We start from the raw sequence: 14,323 nt of genomic DNA on the forward strand, positions 1-14,323 counted from the left end.
TGTCAGCTCTCCTCAGTTGGCGAATGCCTCAGGCGGCGGGCACGCGCACACCAGATTGCGGTCTCCGTGAGCGTTGTCGATCCGGCCCACAGGTGGGAAGTACTTGTCCTGGCGAAGATCTGCCACCGGGAACGCCGCCTCTTCCCGCGTGTAGGCCCTCTCCCATTCGTCCGACACCAGCACGTCGGCCGGGTGGGGAGCGTTCCGAAGCGGGGAATCCTCGGCGGAGAGCTCCTCGTCGATGACGGCCTGAATCTCCGCGCGAATAGTGATCATCGCTTCGATGAACCGGTTGATCTCCTCCAGATCCTCCGACTCAGTGGGTTCGACCATCAGGGTGCTTACCACGGGGAACGCGAGCGTGGGCGCGTGGAATCCGTAGTCGATGAGCCGTTTGCAGACATCCTCGGCGGTGATGCCCGAATCCTTGGTGAGCTGGCGAAGATCCAGCACGCATTCGTGGGCCACCAGCCCCAGCTCCATCCCTTCGGGCGCCACCCGGAGTAGAGGGTCGGGTAGTGCTCTGCCAGCCGCGCCGAGACATAGTTGGCGCTCAGCAGCGCCTGCTGCGTGGCGCCCCGAAGGCCGTCAGCGCCCATCAGGGCGATGTAGGCCCAGCTGATCGGCAGCACGCCCGCGGATCCGTACGGCGAGGCTGTCAGCGGCGCGCCGGTGCGCAGCGTTCCCGCCGCGTCGTACTCCCCGGTGCCCACCGCAGTGGAGGGGAGGTATCTGCGCAGGTGGTCCGCGACGGCAACCGGCCCCACGCCGGGCCCACCTCCCCGTGGGGGATGCAGAAGGTCTTGTGCAGGTTGAGGTGGCTGACATCTCCGCCGAAGGATCCGGGCTTGGCCAGGCCGACCAGAGCGTTGAGGTTCGCACCGTCGATGTAGACCTGCCCGCCGCGGCGTGGACCTTCGAGCACACCTCGCCGACCTCAGCTTCGAACACGCCGTGGGTGGACGGGTAGGTGATCATGATGGCTGCGATGCGGCCCTCATTGGCTTCGAGCTTCGCATCCAGGTCCGCGAGGTCGATCGTGCCGTCCTCAGCGGAGGCGACCACTGCCACCTCAAGGCCCGCCAACACTGCAGACGCAGCATTCGTGCCGTGGGCGGAGGCGGGGATCAGGCAGATGCTCCGGTCCGCATCGCCGTTGGCCAGGTGATACTGGCGGATCGCATAGAGCCCCGCATACTCTCCCTGCGACCCAGCATTGGGCTGCACGGACACCTCTGCGTAGCCGGTGATCTCGGCCAGCTTCGACTCCAGATCAGCGATCAGCGCCCGCCAGCCCTCCGTCTGGTCGTGCGGCGCGTAGGGGTGAATATCGGCGAACTCGGGCCAGCTGATCGCTGCCATCTCCACAGCAGCGTTGAGCTTCATGGTGCACGAGCCCAAAGGGATCATCGTGCGGTCCAGGGCAAGATCGCGGTCGGCGAGCCGACGCAGGTAACGCATCATCTGGGTCTCGGTGCGCACCGTGTGGAAGATCGGGTGCGTCATGTAGTCGCTGGTGCGCACCAGGTCGTCGCCGAATGCGTAGTCACCCTCGATCATCACCTCGTCGAACAGCTGGGCTGCAGCGCTGGGCTTGGCCACCAGTCCGAGGCCGTACGCGAGCAGGTAGAGGTCCCGGGTTGTGGTGGCCTCGTCGACGCTGATGCTCACGACCGAATCGCCTGCGCGGCGTATGTTGATGCCGAGGTCGGCGGTGCGTGCCACCAGGCGCTCGGCCTCTGCCGGGTCCGCGGTGCGGAACTGAACGGTGTCGAAGAAGGAGTCGCTGACCAGCTCGCGGCCCGAGTCGGCGAGCGCCTCGGCAACGGCGCGCGCCTGCACGTGAATCCGCTCGGCGATCTCCTTGAGCCCGTCGGGGCCGTGGTACACCCCGTACATGGCGGCGGCGACGGCCAGCAGCGCCTGAGCAGTGCAGATGTTGGAGGTGGCCTTCTGCCGGCGGATGTGCTGCTCGCGGGTCTGCAGGGCAAGCCTGTAGGCGGGCCGGTCCTCAGCGTCTACGGAGACGCCGACCAGTCGGCCGGGAAGCTGCCGCTGGAGTCCTTCCCGCACCGCGATGAAGGCTGCGTGGGGCCCGCCGAAGAACAGGGGCACGCCGAAGCGCTGCGCGGAGCCCACGGCGATGTCCGCTCCCTGCTCGCCTGGCGGGGTGATCAGGTGCAGGCCAGAAGGTCCGCGGCGACGGCGACGAGAGCGCCTCGCTCCTTGGCCTCGGCGATGAGTGCGCTGCGGTCTGCCACGCGCCCGGAGGAGCTCGGCTGCTGCAGGACGATGCCGCAGATATCGCCAGCGGGCAGGCCCTCCGCTGCGAGGTCGGCGAAGATCAGCTCAATGCCAACGGCTTCGGCCCGTCCTGCGATCACTGCCCGGGTCTGGGGAAGATGTCGGAATCGATCACCACGGGCGCGTCTGCGTGCTTCTTGTTGCTGCGACGCATGAGCAGGATGGCTTCGGCGACGGCCGAGGATTCGTCCAGCAGGGAGGCGTTGGCGATGTCGAGGCCCGTGAGGTCCGAGACCATCGTCTGGAAGTTCAGCAGTGCTTCGAGCCGCCCCTGGCTGATCTCCGGCTGGTAGGGGTGTAGGCGGTGTACCAGGCGGGGTTCTCGAGGACGTTGCGCATGATCACCGACGGCGTATGCGTGCCGTAGAAGCCCTGGCCGATCATGTTCGACTTCAGATGGTTCTTGGAGGCGTAGGCGCGCAGCTGCTTCAGGACCTGGTGCTCCTGCACCGCTGCCGAGAGGCTCAGCGGCCCATCTTGGCGGATGTCCGCGGGCACGGCTGCGTCAACCAGCTCGTCGAGCGACTCGAAGCCGATGGTCTCGAGCATGGTTCTTTCACCGTCGCGGGCGATGTGACGATCAGGAAATCCGGTCAGACGGGGGCCATTTGGTCGATTGTGCCACGTTCACGGCGCGTTCACCGGACCTCGGCCCGCTTCTGCTGCCTCGTCAGCCGGGTGTCGATGATGACGAGGATCGCCACAATGATGAACCCGGCTGCGCCGAGAGCCAGGACGGCGCCGAGGTTGTCGGCCGGGCCCAGAAGCTCACGGCCAGCGGTCTGCCAGGGCCAGAGGGTCCGCAGTGCGCCTAGCATGACCCCGGCCAGAACCACCATGGTGAACGTGTGGTGGTGCATCAGAAGCCACCTGAGACCTTTGACGATGCTGACCACACCCAGCACCATGCCGAGGGCGAAGACGCCTAAGTATCCGAGGTCGAAGTCTCGCGCGGCGGCCATGGTGGGCTCATACAGGCCGAAGGTCAGCAGCAGGAATGACCCCGACAGCCCGGGCAGCAGCAGAGCTGAGACCGCTACCGCTGCGGCGGGCAGAATGATCCACCAGGACGGTGACGCGCTGGTCGGAGGCAGGGACACCAGCACCCAGGTGACGACTGCGGCGGCGGCCCCGCCAGCCAGTGCTTGAGCGCCAGTCGGCTTACCATCCGCACGGGCACTGCGATCGAGGCGAGCACCATGCCGAAGAATGCGGCACGCGTCAGCTCGGGGTAGGTCTCCACGGCGGGGCTGAGCAGCTGCACGGCGCCGAACAGACCCACGGGCATACCGATGAGCACAGGGATGATGACGCGCCAGTCGACGTCGCGCAGGTGCACGCCGGCGGCAGCCCGTCGAGTCGAGGCGGGGTCGTCGGGCCGCGGCCCGGTGATGAGGGCACGACCGGCCGAGACCACCAGTGAGGCGGATCGGATCAGCTGGTGATAGATGCCGACGACCAGGGCAACTGTTCCCCGGAGACCCCGGGACGGTCTCGACGATGCCGATGAGGGCCCCGCGCACCACGTTTCCGGGGAGGGAGGTTCGCCGCTCGGCGGCGGGCGCTGCTGATGCTTCGTTCACAGGTCACCACAGTACGCGGCCGCACTGCGCACGGGCGTCGCTGCGGCGTGATGTTCGTGACTAGGCGAGCCGCAGGCTGAGCATGAGGAGCGCACGGGACTGACCGTCCTGGAGTCCGATTCCCAGGAGCTCCTCGATCTTGCGGATACGGTGAGCAAGGGTGTTCCGGTGGATGAACAGCTCATCGCACACCGCAGCCGTTGTGCCGCTGCTGCGGAGAAAGACTTCGAGCGTCTCGCGCAGCGGAGCGTGCTCGGCAGCAGCCAGCGGCGCCACCAGCCGGCGTGCCATGGACTCCGTGCCGGGATGCCGCAGAGCGTCCACCAACGCGTCGAAGCTCATCGGCGGAGCGCGGCGGACACCGGCGGCATCGGTGCTTGCGTCCACACACCGACGCATATGCCTCAGGACGAGCCCCAGCTCTGCCGCGTTGACCACCGCATCGACCATTCCGCGGGCCGCCGGAGACCTGCCCATGGCCGTGCGCACCGAATCCTGCAAGCGAGCAGCCTCCAGCCCACGGCCCTGGACCAGCATCGTCGACATGTCCGCATCCTCCACGAATCGCATCGTCGGGTACTCGGCGGCCAGACGTGTCCGGATGCGCCACGACAGTGTCCTCAGATATGTGATGGATCGTCCCGGCTCGGCCTGAAGCACCACGGCGCCGATCGGACGGTAGGGGTCAAGCTCAGCCTCCTGGGCCAGGGAGACCAGCTCCTCCGTTGCGATGCTGCTTCGGGCAAAGATCGCACCGACGAGTCTTCCCGCCCCGCGCGAATGCACCACGGCCGTGGACCCCAAGGCTGCCGCCAGGTGCATCGCAAGCACGGCCGTCACCGGCTGAATCAGCGGGCTCATCATCTGCGACGGCGTGGACACTTCGACCACAAGCCGGAACGAGTCAGCATCCTCGGTGGGAAGCGTGAACTCAGTCCGCTGCAGCAGCGGGCCCGGTCCGCCTGCCCGAAGCAGCTCCGCCCCGTCCTGTCCTCCACACTGACCCGCTCCCCGCCGCCGCGGCGATCTGCTCCAGAAGATCCTGCAGCGTGCCGCCCCGAGCCACCAGCTCGGTGCACCTCTGCGCCAAGGCCGAACCGTCGCGGATCATCTCGTACCGCTCCGCGGAGACCGTGTCCTGGACTTCCCGGTGCACGAGGGGAAAGGGGACGTCTGACGGCACCACCAGCAGGGGCAGGCCATAATGCGCGCAGGCCGCCTCCAGCCCTTGGGGAACCTGCTTATGCGCGGGACCGACCCCGAACACCAGCGCTGCCACCGGAACCTTCACCAGCCGCTCCACGTAGGCGTCCCATATGCGAGGGTCGGTGACGTTCAGCGCCACCCCTGAGGTCAGCACCAGCGCACCCGACGTCAGGAACCCGGAGGGATCCATCGCCTCGGTGGGGACCGTCCAATCGATCGGCCGCTCCAAGGCGCCCTCCGGCCCGGAGACACGCACTTCGATATGGAACTCAGAGGTGCGCACGACGTCGGAAACACGCATGCAGCAACCGTAGTGCAACGTGCATCACACTCACGCAAAAGATGGTGCACCTCGCCTCATGACGCATTCATGTGCACCGCCATAGACTCAAGCACATGGCAGATCAGCACATTTTCATCAACTCCGATATGGGCGAAGGCCTGGGCCTGCACTCCTTCGGCAACGATGAGGCGCTCATGTCCGCCGTCGATGCCATCAACCTGGCCTGCGGCTACCATGCCGGCGACCCGCACACCATGGCCCATACCGTCGCGCTCGCTGCGGAGCGAGGCCTGCGGATCGGAGCTCACCCCGGGCTCCAGGACCTGTCCGGCTTCGGGCGACGCCGCATGGCGCTGACCCCGACGAGGCTGCCGACCTGGTCCGGTACCAGACAGGAGCCCTGATGGGCTTTCTTCAGGCCCACGGCGCCGCTCTGAGCCACATCAAGCCCCACGGGGCCTTCTACGGAATGCTCTCCGGAGACGAAGAGCTGATGCGCAGCGTCGCGGATGTGAACCTTCAGTACGGCGTCCCATTCTTCGGCCTGGCTTAAGACAGCGCACCAAAGCGTCTGCGCGGAGAAGGGCGTCGAGTTCATCCCCGAGCTCTATGTGGACCTGAACTACTCCGCCGAAGGCACACTGATCATCCAGCGCAGGCCAGAGATGGCCGACCCGGAGGCGGTGAAGGACCGAGTGCGCCGGGCCCTCACGGGTCAGCCGATCCTGTCGGTGGACGGCACCGAGGTGGCCATCGAATTCTCCAGCATCTGCGTCCACTCAGACGCGCCCAACTCCCCTGATGTTGCCGCCGCCGTGCGCAGCGTCCTCGATGAGCCCCGCTGACCGGTCGAGCACCACCCACCCCCAGCAGCACCTACGAAAGGCACAACCACCATGGCAGAGATCGTCTCCCCTCCCCGGCGTCTTCTACACGACGCCCGGACCGGACAAGCCCCTTCGTCAGCCCCGGCGACACGGTCGAGGCAGGACAGGCCGTGGGTCTGGTGGAGGTGATGAAGCAGTTCACCGAGATCAAGTCCGACGTCTCGGGAACGGTCGCATCGGTGGACTCCGAATCCGGGGCCACCGTGGTCCCCGGCACAGTGCTCGTCACCGTCGACGAGGGCTGAAAGCCTGTGAAGAAGCTCCTGATCGCCAATCGCGGGGAGATCGCGGTGCGCATCATCCGCTCCGCGAAGACCCTCGGCATCTCCACCGTGCAGGTCTGCAGCGAGGCCGATGCCGACTCGCTGTGCGCCCGCATGGCCGACGAGGTGGTCATCATCGGTCCGCCTCCCGCCCAGCAGAGCTACCTCGACCAGGCCGCCGTGCTGAAGGCAGCGCGGGACACGGGCGCGGACGTGATCCACCCCGGATACGGCTTCCTCTCTGAGAACGCCGACTTCGCTCAGGCTGCTGCCGACTCCGGGCTGATCTGGGTCGGCCCAGCAGCCAGCATCATCCGCACCATGGGGAACAAAGTCGCCGCACGCGCTCAGGCGGCCAAGGCGGGGGTTCCCACCCTGGCCGGATCCGACGGTCCCCTGGACGTGGAAGCGGACCCGCTCGCCCGGGCGGAGGAGATCGGATTCCCCTGATGATCAAAGCGTCCGCAGGCGGCGGCGGCCGGGGATCCGACTGGTGGAGGAGGCCGGCGACTTCCTCTCCGCCCTCGATGTCACCCGCGCGGAGGCCCGTGCGGGCTTCGGCGACGACACCGTCTACCTCGAGAGGTTCGTCAGGCAGGCTCGTCACGTTGAGGTGCAGATCCTCGCCGACGGCGAGCGCGCCGTCCACCTGGGAGACCGTGACTGCTCCATGCAGCGCCGCTCGCAGAAGGTTCTGGAGGAGGCTCCCGCGCCGCACCTGCCCGACCACGTCCGTCAGACCATCGCGGAGACCTCAGTGGCACTGGCTGAGCAGTGCGGGTACTCCAGCGCCGGGACCGTTGAGTTCCTCTATGACCCGCAGCGTGAGGAGGCGGCGTTCATCGAGATGAACACCCGCCTCCAAGTGGAGCACCCCGTGACCGAGGAGATCACCGGCATCGACATCGTCGCCCAGCAGCTGATGATCGCCTCCGGAGAGCCGCTGAGCATGGTTCAGAGCGACGTCGCCCTCACCGGCCACGCCTTCGAGGTGCGCATCAACGCTGAGGACCCCTCCAACGGCTTCTTCCCCAGCCCCGGTGAGATCTCCGCCCTGAAGTGGCCCGCGGGCGAGACCATCCGCGTGGACACCGGCGTGGAGGAGGGTGACATGGTGGCACCCTTCTACGACTCGATGGTGGCCAAGCTGATCGTCTCCGGCGCCGACCGTGACAAGGCACTCTCGCGTCTGTCCCAAGCCCTGGATGAGACCGAGATCGGCGGCATCACCACCACGCTGGACATGCACAGGCTGCTGGCCTCCCATCAGGCCCTATCGGAGGCCGCCCACCACACCAAGTTCATCGAGAACTCCGGTCTTCTCAACGAATTGGAGAAAGCATGAGCGCACCAACCATCCCCGAGAACGCCCGCTACACCTTCGGAGGCGACGAGTTCCTCTTCGTGGAGATCGACGCGGCCATGAGCCTGGCTGCCAACACTCGGGCTATGACCATCGCCCAGGGTCTGCGGTCCATGGACCTGGCAGGCCTGATCGAAATCTGCCCGGCCAACGCCTCCCTGCTGCTGCGGGTCGACCCGGACATCTTGGACCCTCGAGACCTCAGGACTGAGGTGCAGAAGCTTGAGGAGCAGTCGAAGGCAGCGTCATCCGTGGTGCTCCAGACCCGCATCGTCGAGGTCCCCGTCTGGTACGAGGACCCCTACACCGACGAGACCGTCTGGAAGTACCGGGAGGGCTACCACCAGGAGCCCACCATGAGCGACCTCGACTACGCGGCCAAGGTCAACGGGCTCACCGACAAGCACGAGTTCATCCGCCGCCATCACTCCTCCCCTGGCTGGTCACCATGGTCGGGTTCGTGGCCGGGCTGCCGTTCATGTTCCAGCTCACCGACCAGGAGAAGCAGATGGAGGTGCCCAAGTACCTCAGCCCGAGGCCCTCCGGCACCCCGGGCTGACCGTGGGGCACGGCGGCGCCTTCAGCGTCATATACTCCGTGCCCGGAGCGCATGGCTACCAGATGTTCGGCCTCGCAGCGGGACCCATCTACGACCCCCAGCAGAGGGGCGAGGACTTCGGAGAATCCATGATCTACTTCCGGCCCGGTGACATCGTGAAGTTCACGCCGGTCACCGAGGAGGAGTACCGGACCATGCAGAAGCAGGTGGCTGCCGGCACCTTCGCCTACCGCACCCTTCCTGTCGAGTTCGACGCCGAGGCGTCCCAGGCCGACCCCGAAGGCTACAACCAGCGACTCTTGGAGACCCTCGCATGAGCATCGAGATCACCCAGCCCGGCCTGGCCACCTCCGTTCAGGACCGCGGCCGCTTCGGCTACTACCACCTCGGCCTGCCGCAGGGCGGCGCACTGGACCAATACTCCTACGAGCTTGCCAACGCCCTCGTCGGCAACACCGAAGGCGAGGCGGCCCTGGAGTGCACCTACATGGGGTCGGCCATGACCGCCTCAGAGTAAGCAGTGATTGCAGTCACCGGCGCGCCTGTGCAGGTGCTGATCAACGGCGAGTCCCGGCCGCAGTGGAGCAGACTCCGCCTCGAGGCCGGCGACGAGCTCAGCTTCGGCATCATTGAGGGCGGCACACGCTTCTACATTGCCTTTTCCGGCGGCGTCGATGTGCCTGTGGTGATGGGAAGCCGCTCCACCTACGCCCTCGGCACCCTCGGCGGGTTCCAGGGCCGAAAGCTCGAGGTAGGCGACGTCATACCCATCGGAGCGCCTCAGACCGTCCCGCAGGGCAGCACCATTGCTGAAGAGCACCGGCCGAACTTCAGCACCAGCCAGCAGGTTCGCATCGTTCTGGGCCTCTACGACCACAGCCTCACCGAACAGGGACTGAGGAACCTGACCGAGGAGGAATGGACACTGACGCCGGTGGCCGACCGGATGGGGCTGCGCTATGACGGGCCCGGTGTGGAATGGATGCAGAAGAAACAGCCCTTCGGCGCAGGCTCCGATCCGTCCAACATCGTCGACGCCACTATGCAATGGGCTCCATTCAGATCCCGGGAGGGACTCAGCCGATCATCCTGCACCGAGACGCCGTCTCCGGAGGCGGGTTCGGGATGGTGGCCACTGTCATCAGCGCCGATATGGACAAGGTCGCACGGGCCGCTCCCGGCACGGCGACCCGATTCGAACCCGTGGACATGGACGAGGCGCTCGCCGCCCGGCGTGAGCGCCGAGCTGCCCTCGAGGCGGCTGCTGCTTCCCTGAGCTGACTGCAGGGAGCGGAGTCACAGGAGGCGGAACGGCGATCCGAGATGCACCGTTCCGCCTCTCCTCACCCGCGCATAGGCTCCGAAGACCGGCTCCCGGTATGCATGGCTAGGCCCCGGCCTACCAGACGCCTGAGCAGATCTCCGTTCCGTTCGCCGGTCTGCGGATCGACGTCGATCACCGCGCAGCGAGGCACCGCTCCGCCGAGGGTGACTGTGGCTGACCCGAGCTGCGCAGTGCGCCCGCACCAGCCCTCCTCGGCCCACGGCACGTCGGTGCGCAGGTGCACCGCAGAGCGAAACCGCCGGTGGTCGGCGTCGCTTCCCAGCTCCGCCAGGGACGCAGAGGCCGTGATGGTGATGTGATCCCCATAGACCACGTCGCCGCGCTGGGCTCGCGCGAACAGAACCGGCCTGCCCAGAAATGCGGAGAAGAGCTCGCTGAGCTCATCGCTCAGCAGCTCCACCCGGATGCGGCGCCCCAGTACTCGACGTCCAGGAACCCACGGGGCTCTGCCGCACCCATGGTGAGAGCCGACTGACCGGGCAGCTGCACGCGCAGTCCCTCCGGGAGCCGCGACACGTCTGCCCCCACCAATTCGGGGTGCTGCACCGTGCGGATCACGCCTCGACGCTCAGGGTCGACCAAGCAGAACTCACGATCCCCGACCGGTCCGTACCGATCCAGGCTCAGCGACGGAACGGCCAGATGACGCGTTCCCTTCATGGGCGACAGCCCCAAGCTCACCACGTCCATGAAGTGCATTGTCCCCTCTAAGCCCCACCCACCAGAGCACCGCTCAGGGCCAGGGCCGTCCCCGCAGCGGCTGTCAGCGACACCGGTACGCAGACCACCCACTCCCGCCACGAGCCTAAGCACTGCCCAGCACGGGGAGGGCCTGACGGCCGCCCGGCGTCCAAACCCGCCGCACGCTGGGTATGCGGCGCAGAGACTGGGGCGGGCGAATGCGCAGCGGCCACACCCAGTTGACGCCCTGCGGGGTCAGCATGTCCCCACGATGTGAACCACCATCCCCAGCGCGACCGCCAGCGGGAAGAGAAGCATCTCTCCGCCGAGGCCGAAGGCCACCAGGGCCCCACCGCTGCGCCCACTGCCCATGGCGCTCTGCTTGCTGAGGACGGCATGAACTTCAGCACCTTCGCGGCAAAGCTGGCCAGCAGCACCGTCATCACCCCGCTCCCACATTGACGGCACCCGCTGGCTGTCTCGACGACGATCAGCGACGCGGCCCACGCGACAGCGGTGAACGCGATGACCCCGACCACGGAGTGGGTGCCGTTGCGGTGCCCGCCTACCGCCCTCCCCACCAGCTCGCAGACAGCTTCGCTCACCGGCGGCAGCGAATGCGCGACGGTGGCGTGGCGGTGGTCGGCGTCGGCCAGAAGGGCAGCGCTTAGGCACACGAAGATGAAGGTGAGAATCTCGAAGTCTGACATGGGGCCGAGGAGCCCGAACCCGAGCGTCAGGGTGTCCGGCAGCCACTCCACATGGCCGGAGAGCCATGTGAGCGGCACCTGGAAGGACGCGGCGGCGAGGACACCTGCGGCGGCGCCGCAGGCGGCGTGATGCGCCCCATCATGAGGCATTCACCAAGGGATTACTCCTGAAGTGAGTGAGCGAAGAGCCGCGGTTCCGTTCCGGCGGCCCCGCCACTCTACTCGGCCGCGCACCGACCCGCGGCTCCGCCGCGAAGACGTTTCAGATCACCGGGCGCGTCCACATCCCAGGCCTCGGCGATGCCGTCCAGCGGCACCCACGTCGTCCGATGCTCGTGCTGCCGGAGGAAGCGGCGAGCCCCTTCGTCGCCGACGGCGAGCGCCGCCGCTGCGAGAGCATCGGGCGTATCCAGCAGCACCGGATGCGAGGGCTGACCCTGGATCCGACCTCGAGTGATGCGCTGCCTGCGATGGGCAGCGAGCACAGCACGGGCTGCAGCTGCGCCGATCGAAGGCTGGTCCACCAGCATCAGCAGCACGTGGTCCGCCGCGCCCTCAGCTGCCCGATGAACGCCCGCCTGCAGCGAATCGGCCATCGCGCAGCTTTGCTGCAGGTGCACCACGCTCGTGCCGCTGAGCAGGTCAGCCTCCTCCGCTCGGAGGGTGCCCAGCACCTCATCGGATCGGTGCCCGAGAACAAGGAGGGGCTCTGTTCCTGCATCATGGGCGGCCTGCATCGCCAGGCCCGAGAGGGTGCGTCCGTTCCAGCGCAGCAGGGGCTTCGACAGCCCGCCGAGCCGCCGCCCTGCCCCTGCGGCGAGTATGACGGCGACAGTCCGAGCCACAGTCAGGCCCTAGTGCGCAGCCATCGGCTGCAGGATGCTGCGGTGCCGCGGTCTGCGGCGGTCGACAGGCCCCGAGCTACCGACAGGGCCTCCCCAGGTGATCGGAGGCGTCGTTCTTGGCCCCGAGGATCTCAGCGAACATCGAAATGGCGCTTTCGGCGGGCGACTGGGACCCGATGTCGAGGCCCAGCGGTGAGCGGACCCGGCCCCTTGATGCTGCCGGGTGTCCCAGCTCCGCCAGCTCCATGTCCCGCCGGGCAGCCGCGAAGCGAGACCCCATGGCGCCGACGAAGCTGACGCCCGGCGAGCGGAGTGCCTCGCTGAGCACCGGCACGTCAAGGTCCGGGTGGTGGGTCATGACGCACACGGCGGTGAATGGGAGTCGGCCGCTGAGATGAGGTCTCTGACGACGAAGGGAGGGTGCCCCACGTGCAGCTGTGCGCCGTGCGGGCACCGTTCGGGATGGCGAATTCGCGCCGGATGTCCACAACGTGGGTCCACCAGCGGCGCGCACGGCCGCTTCGGCCAGCTGCTGCGAGAAATCGTGAACGCCCGTCAGGATCAGCGTGGGCGCGGCGCTCCGTGCGAAGCGCACTGTGGCTGCCAGCTCGGCAACGTCGATGCTGAGGCTCGCCCGGTGCCGCCGGTCCTGGTGGGTGAGCTGCCGGGCCCGTTCGAGGTCCTGCATTCTGCTGAGCGGCAGGATGAGCACCTCCATGGCTCCTCCGCAGGTCAGATTGACCGAGCTTACTCGCTCACCGTCGCGGCTGAAGACCTCCACAACGGCTTCGTCACGCTCGATGGCCTGCTGCGCCGAGAGGGCCGCTGCCGTCTCAGCGCAGCCTGCGGAGAGGGCGCCGATGATCTCCAGGTCATCCGAGACGGCCATGGACGTACCGACCGGCACCGGCGAGGAACCTGTGACGGACACCACCGACGCAATGGCCCATCGCTGCGGGTCTGCGAAGCAGCGGACGTATTCGTGCAGGCGATCGAGCATGGCGGCACTCTAGGTCAGCGATGTTTCGGCTCTGTCACCGCTGCGCGTCGACGAGTTCGAGCAGGCGATGAACTCCTCTGCTCGGGCCCTCGGCGCGCGGGTGAGCAGGCTGATCCCGACGTAGAGCACCACGGCGGCGGTGAGGCCCCACACTCCGCTTCCCTGACCGAGGAGAGCGGTCTGCGTGTACTCCAGCACCAGCACCAGAGTCCCTGCTGCGATGACGGAGATGATCACGGCAGGGGCCGTGCCCTCTTCCAGAAGAAGGCGCCGACGATAGGCGGCACCATGACCAGCAGACCGGCTGAGGCGGAGACCGACAGCACTGCGATGAGGTCAAGCTGCAGCTGGGCGAACCAGAAGGCCAAGCCCGCGATCACCGGCAGCGTCAGCTTGCCCACCAGCAGCTGTCCCCGCTCACCCGCACCCGGACGGGCGGCGCGGTAGACGTCGCGGCTCACCATGGAGGACAGAGTCAGCATGATCGAGTCGATGGTGGAGACGGCCGCTGCCATGATCCCGACCATCACGATCAGCGCCAGCGGCGCGGGCACCACCCCGAGGCCAGCAGGGCAGGAGTGGCCTGGTCGGCGGACTCCAACTCGTCGAACTCGAGGACTGCGCTGAGCCCCCACACCACCGAGATCAGCGTGTAGACGAGCCCGAAGGCCATGAAGCCGATCATCATCCGTCGCAGCTCGCGAATGGAGCCCGGCGTGTAGAGGCGCTGACTGACCTGAGGGTTCGAGATCATGAAGAACACCCACGGCAGCGTCAGGCCGATGAAGGTGCTGACCGTGAAGAAGCCCGGCCCGGGGACGGTGAGGACCCCTCCCGGCTCCGCTGAGAGCGCGCCGAAGAAGCTGCCCACCCCGCCGAAGTGGGCGACGATGAAGACGACCACCAGGCTGGCGCCTACGACCATCACGATGGACTGAAGGGCGTCGGTCCAGGCCACCGAGCGCAGCCCCGCCACCATGGCGAAGAGGATCGCCAGCGCTGTGGCCAGCACCGTCCCGGCCGTGAAGCTCACCGCCCCGCCCGAGAGCCCGGAGAGCAGGTACCCCACGCCTACCAGCTGCACCGCGGCGTAGGGGATGAGGAACACGCAGCTGGCAAGAGCCGTGACGGCGCCCACCGTACGGCTCGAGTATCGATGGGCGAGCATCTCGGTGGGCGTGACGAACCCGTACCTGTTCCCCACCCGCCAGAACCGGGGTCCGAAGATGACGATGAGAACGACTCCGCACAGGTAGAGCAGCTCGAAGCCGAGGGCGCCGACGCCGCCGGCTGT

The 14,323-nt window shown here is 67.3% G+C and carries 19 protein-coding genes and 3 pseudogenes; 9 read left to right on the forward strand and 13 right to left on the reverse strand.

The annotated features are described in order from the left end of the window. Positions 1–12: 12 nt before the first annotated feature. The 5 genes and pseudogenes from gcvP to K0H76_RS15820 all read right to left on the reverse strand — a co-directional run bounded on the left by gcvP (position 13) and on the right by K0H76_RS15820 (position 5,376). A pseudogene (gcvP, locus tag K0H76_RS15800) lies at positions 13–2,853 on the reverse strand (aminomethyl-transferring glycine dehydrogenase). An 89-nt stretch (positions 2,854–2,942) separates the two neighbouring features. Next, the gene (locus tag K0H76_RS15805) at positions 2,943–3,404 is read right to left on the reverse strand and encodes a DUF368 domain-containing protein (protein WP_258933591.1); all 462 of its coding nucleotides are present in this window, start codon (positions 3,402–3,404) and stop codon (positions 2,943–2,945) included. Further along, complete coding sequence (locus K0H76_RS15810) at positions 3,341–3,721, reverse strand: DUF368 domain-containing protein (protein ID WP_258933592.1); 381 nt, start codon at positions 3,719–3,721, stop codon at positions 3,341–3,343. The genes K0H76_RS15805 and K0H76_RS15810 overlap by 64 nt, the downstream gene beginning before the upstream one ends. Before the next feature lie 226 nt (positions 3,722–3,947). Beyond that, positions 3,948–4,778, reverse strand: coding sequence for a helix-turn-helix domain-containing protein (locus K0H76_RS15815; RefSeq protein WP_258933593.1), 831 nt, complete (start codon positions 4,776–4,778; stop codon positions 3,948–3,950). A gap of 40 nt (positions 4,779–4,818) precedes the next feature. Beyond that, positions 4,819–5,376 (reverse strand): PucR family transcriptional regulator ligand-binding domain-containing protein, encoded by a 558-nt coding sequence (locus K0H76_RS15820; protein ID WP_258933594.1) that lies wholly within the window; start codon positions 5,374–5,376, stop codon positions 4,819–4,821. Positions 5,377–5,522: 146 nt separating this feature from the next. Here K0H76_RS15820 and K0H76_RS15825 point away from each other — a divergent pair. The 9 genes and pseudogenes from K0H76_RS15825 to K0H76_RS15865 all read left to right on the forward strand — a co-directional run bounded on the left by K0H76_RS15825 (position 5,523) and on the right by K0H76_RS15865 (position 9,729). Then, positions 5,523–5,929 (forward strand): annotated as a pseudogene (locus tag K0H76_RS15825) (LamB/YcsF family protein). Between the two features lie 58 nt (positions 5,930–5,987). Beyond that, positions 5,988–6,221: a LamB/YcsF family protein gene (locus K0H76_RS15830; RefSeq protein WP_258933595.1), complete on the forward strand. Its 234-nt coding sequence runs from the start codon at positions 5,988–5,990 to the stop codon at positions 6,219–6,221. Next, the gene (locus K0H76_RS15835; RefSeq protein ID WP_258935446.1) at positions 6,218–6,508 is read left to right on the forward strand and encodes an acetyl-CoA carboxylase biotin carboxyl carrier protein subunit; all 291 of its coding nucleotides are present in this window, start codon (positions 6,218–6,220) and stop codon (positions 6,506–6,508) included. The genes K0H76_RS15830 and K0H76_RS15835 overlap by 4 nt, the downstream gene beginning before the upstream one ends. Positions 6,509–6,514: 6 nt before the next feature. After that, positions 6,515–6,976: a hypothetical protein gene (locus K0H76_RS15840; RefSeq protein ID WP_258933596.1), complete on the forward strand. Its 462-nt coding sequence runs from the start codon at positions 6,515–6,517 to the stop codon at positions 6,974–6,976. Positions 6,977–7,019: 43 nt separating this feature from the next. Further along, the gene (locus K0H76_RS15845) at positions 7,020–7,871 is read left to right on the forward strand and encodes a hypothetical protein (protein ID WP_258933597.1); all 852 of its coding nucleotides are present in this window, start codon (positions 7,020–7,022) and stop codon (positions 7,869–7,871) included. Further along, positions 7,868–8,599: a carboxyltransferase domain-containing protein gene (locus tag K0H76_RS15850; RefSeq protein ID WP_258933598.1), complete on the forward strand. Its 732-nt coding sequence runs from the start codon at positions 7,868–7,870 to the stop codon at positions 8,597–8,599. The genes K0H76_RS15845 and K0H76_RS15850 overlap by 4 nt, the downstream gene beginning before the upstream one ends. Next, positions 8,577–8,765 carry a hypothetical protein gene (locus K0H76_RS15855; protein WP_258933599.1) on the forward strand — a complete coding sequence of 63 codons (189 nt, stop codon included), beginning with the start codon at positions 8,577–8,579 and terminating at the stop codon, positions 8,763–8,765. The genes K0H76_RS15850 and K0H76_RS15855 overlap by 23 nt, the downstream gene beginning before the upstream one ends. Beyond that, positions 8,762–9,370, forward strand: a pseudogene (locus K0H76_RS15860) (biotin-dependent carboxyltransferase family protein); the annotation flags it as partial. The gene K0H76_RS15855 and the pseudogene K0H76_RS15860, both read left to right, overlap by 4 nt. A gap of 125 nt (positions 9,371–9,495) precedes the next feature. Next, positions 9,496–9,729, forward strand: a complete 234-nt coding sequence (locus tag K0H76_RS15865) for a hypothetical protein (RefSeq protein WP_258933600.1) — start codon at positions 9,496–9,498, stop codon at positions 9,727–9,729. Positions 9,730–9,791: 62 nt separating this feature from the next. On the opposite strand, the gene K0H76_RS15870 is transcribed toward K0H76_RS15865, so the two are convergent. The 8 genes from K0H76_RS15870 to K0H76_RS15905 all read right to left on the reverse strand — a co-directional run bounded on the left by K0H76_RS15870 (position 9,792) and on the right by K0H76_RS15905 (position 14,257). Further along, positions 9,792–10,193, reverse strand: coding sequence for an MOSC domain-containing protein (locus K0H76_RS15870; protein WP_258933601.1), 402 nt, complete (start codon positions 10,191–10,193; stop codon positions 9,792–9,794). Beyond that, positions 10,181–10,483, reverse strand: coding sequence for an MOSC domain-containing protein (locus tag K0H76_RS15875; protein ID WP_258933602.1), 303 nt, complete (start codon positions 10,481–10,483; stop codon positions 10,181–10,183). Before K0H76_RS15875 ends, K0H76_RS15870 begins: the two co-directional genes overlap by 13 nt. A 17-nt stretch (positions 10,484–10,500) precedes the next feature. Beyond that, a complete protein-coding gene (locus tag K0H76_RS15880) occupies positions 10,501–11,334 on the reverse strand; it encodes a metal-dependent hydrolase (RefSeq protein ID WP_258933603.1) in 834 nt (277 codons plus the stop codon). 68 nt (positions 11,335–11,402) lie between these two features. Next, the gene (locus tag K0H76_RS15885; protein ID WP_258933604.1) at positions 11,403–12,029 is read right to left on the reverse strand and encodes an NTP transferase domain-containing protein; all 627 of its coding nucleotides are present in this window, start codon (positions 12,027–12,029) and stop codon (positions 11,403–11,405) included. A gap of 76 nt (positions 12,030–12,105) precedes the next feature. Continuing rightward, positions 12,106–13,029, reverse strand: coding sequence for an XdhC family protein (locus tag K0H76_RS15890; RefSeq protein ID WP_258933605.1), 924 nt, complete (start codon positions 13,027–13,029; stop codon positions 12,106–12,108). Positions 13,030–13,038: 9 nt separating this feature from the next. Next, positions 13,039–13,266, reverse strand: coding sequence for a hypothetical protein (locus K0H76_RS15895; RefSeq protein ID WP_258933606.1), 228 nt, complete (start codon positions 13,264–13,266; stop codon positions 13,039–13,041). Beyond that, the gene (locus K0H76_RS15900) at positions 13,263–13,583 is read right to left on the reverse strand and encodes a hypothetical protein (protein ID WP_258933607.1); all 321 of its coding nucleotides are present in this window, start codon (positions 13,581–13,583) and stop codon (positions 13,263–13,265) included. Before K0H76_RS15900 ends, K0H76_RS15895 begins: the two co-directional genes overlap by 4 nt. Continuing rightward, on the reverse strand, positions 13,562–14,257 hold the full coding sequence (locus K0H76_RS15905) for a hypothetical protein (protein WP_258935447.1): 696 nt from the start codon (positions 14,255–14,257) through the stop codon (positions 13,562–13,564). Before K0H76_RS15905 ends, K0H76_RS15900 begins: the two co-directional genes overlap by 22 nt. Between the last annotated feature and the right edge of the window lie 66 nt (positions 14,258–14,323).

The sequence above is a fragment of the Nesterenkonia pannonica genome, assembly GCF_019575955.1.
In the GTDB taxonomy this organism is placed as follows: Bacteria; Actinomycetota; Actinomycetes; order Actinomycetales; family Micrococcaceae; genus Nesterenkonia; species Nesterenkonia pannonica.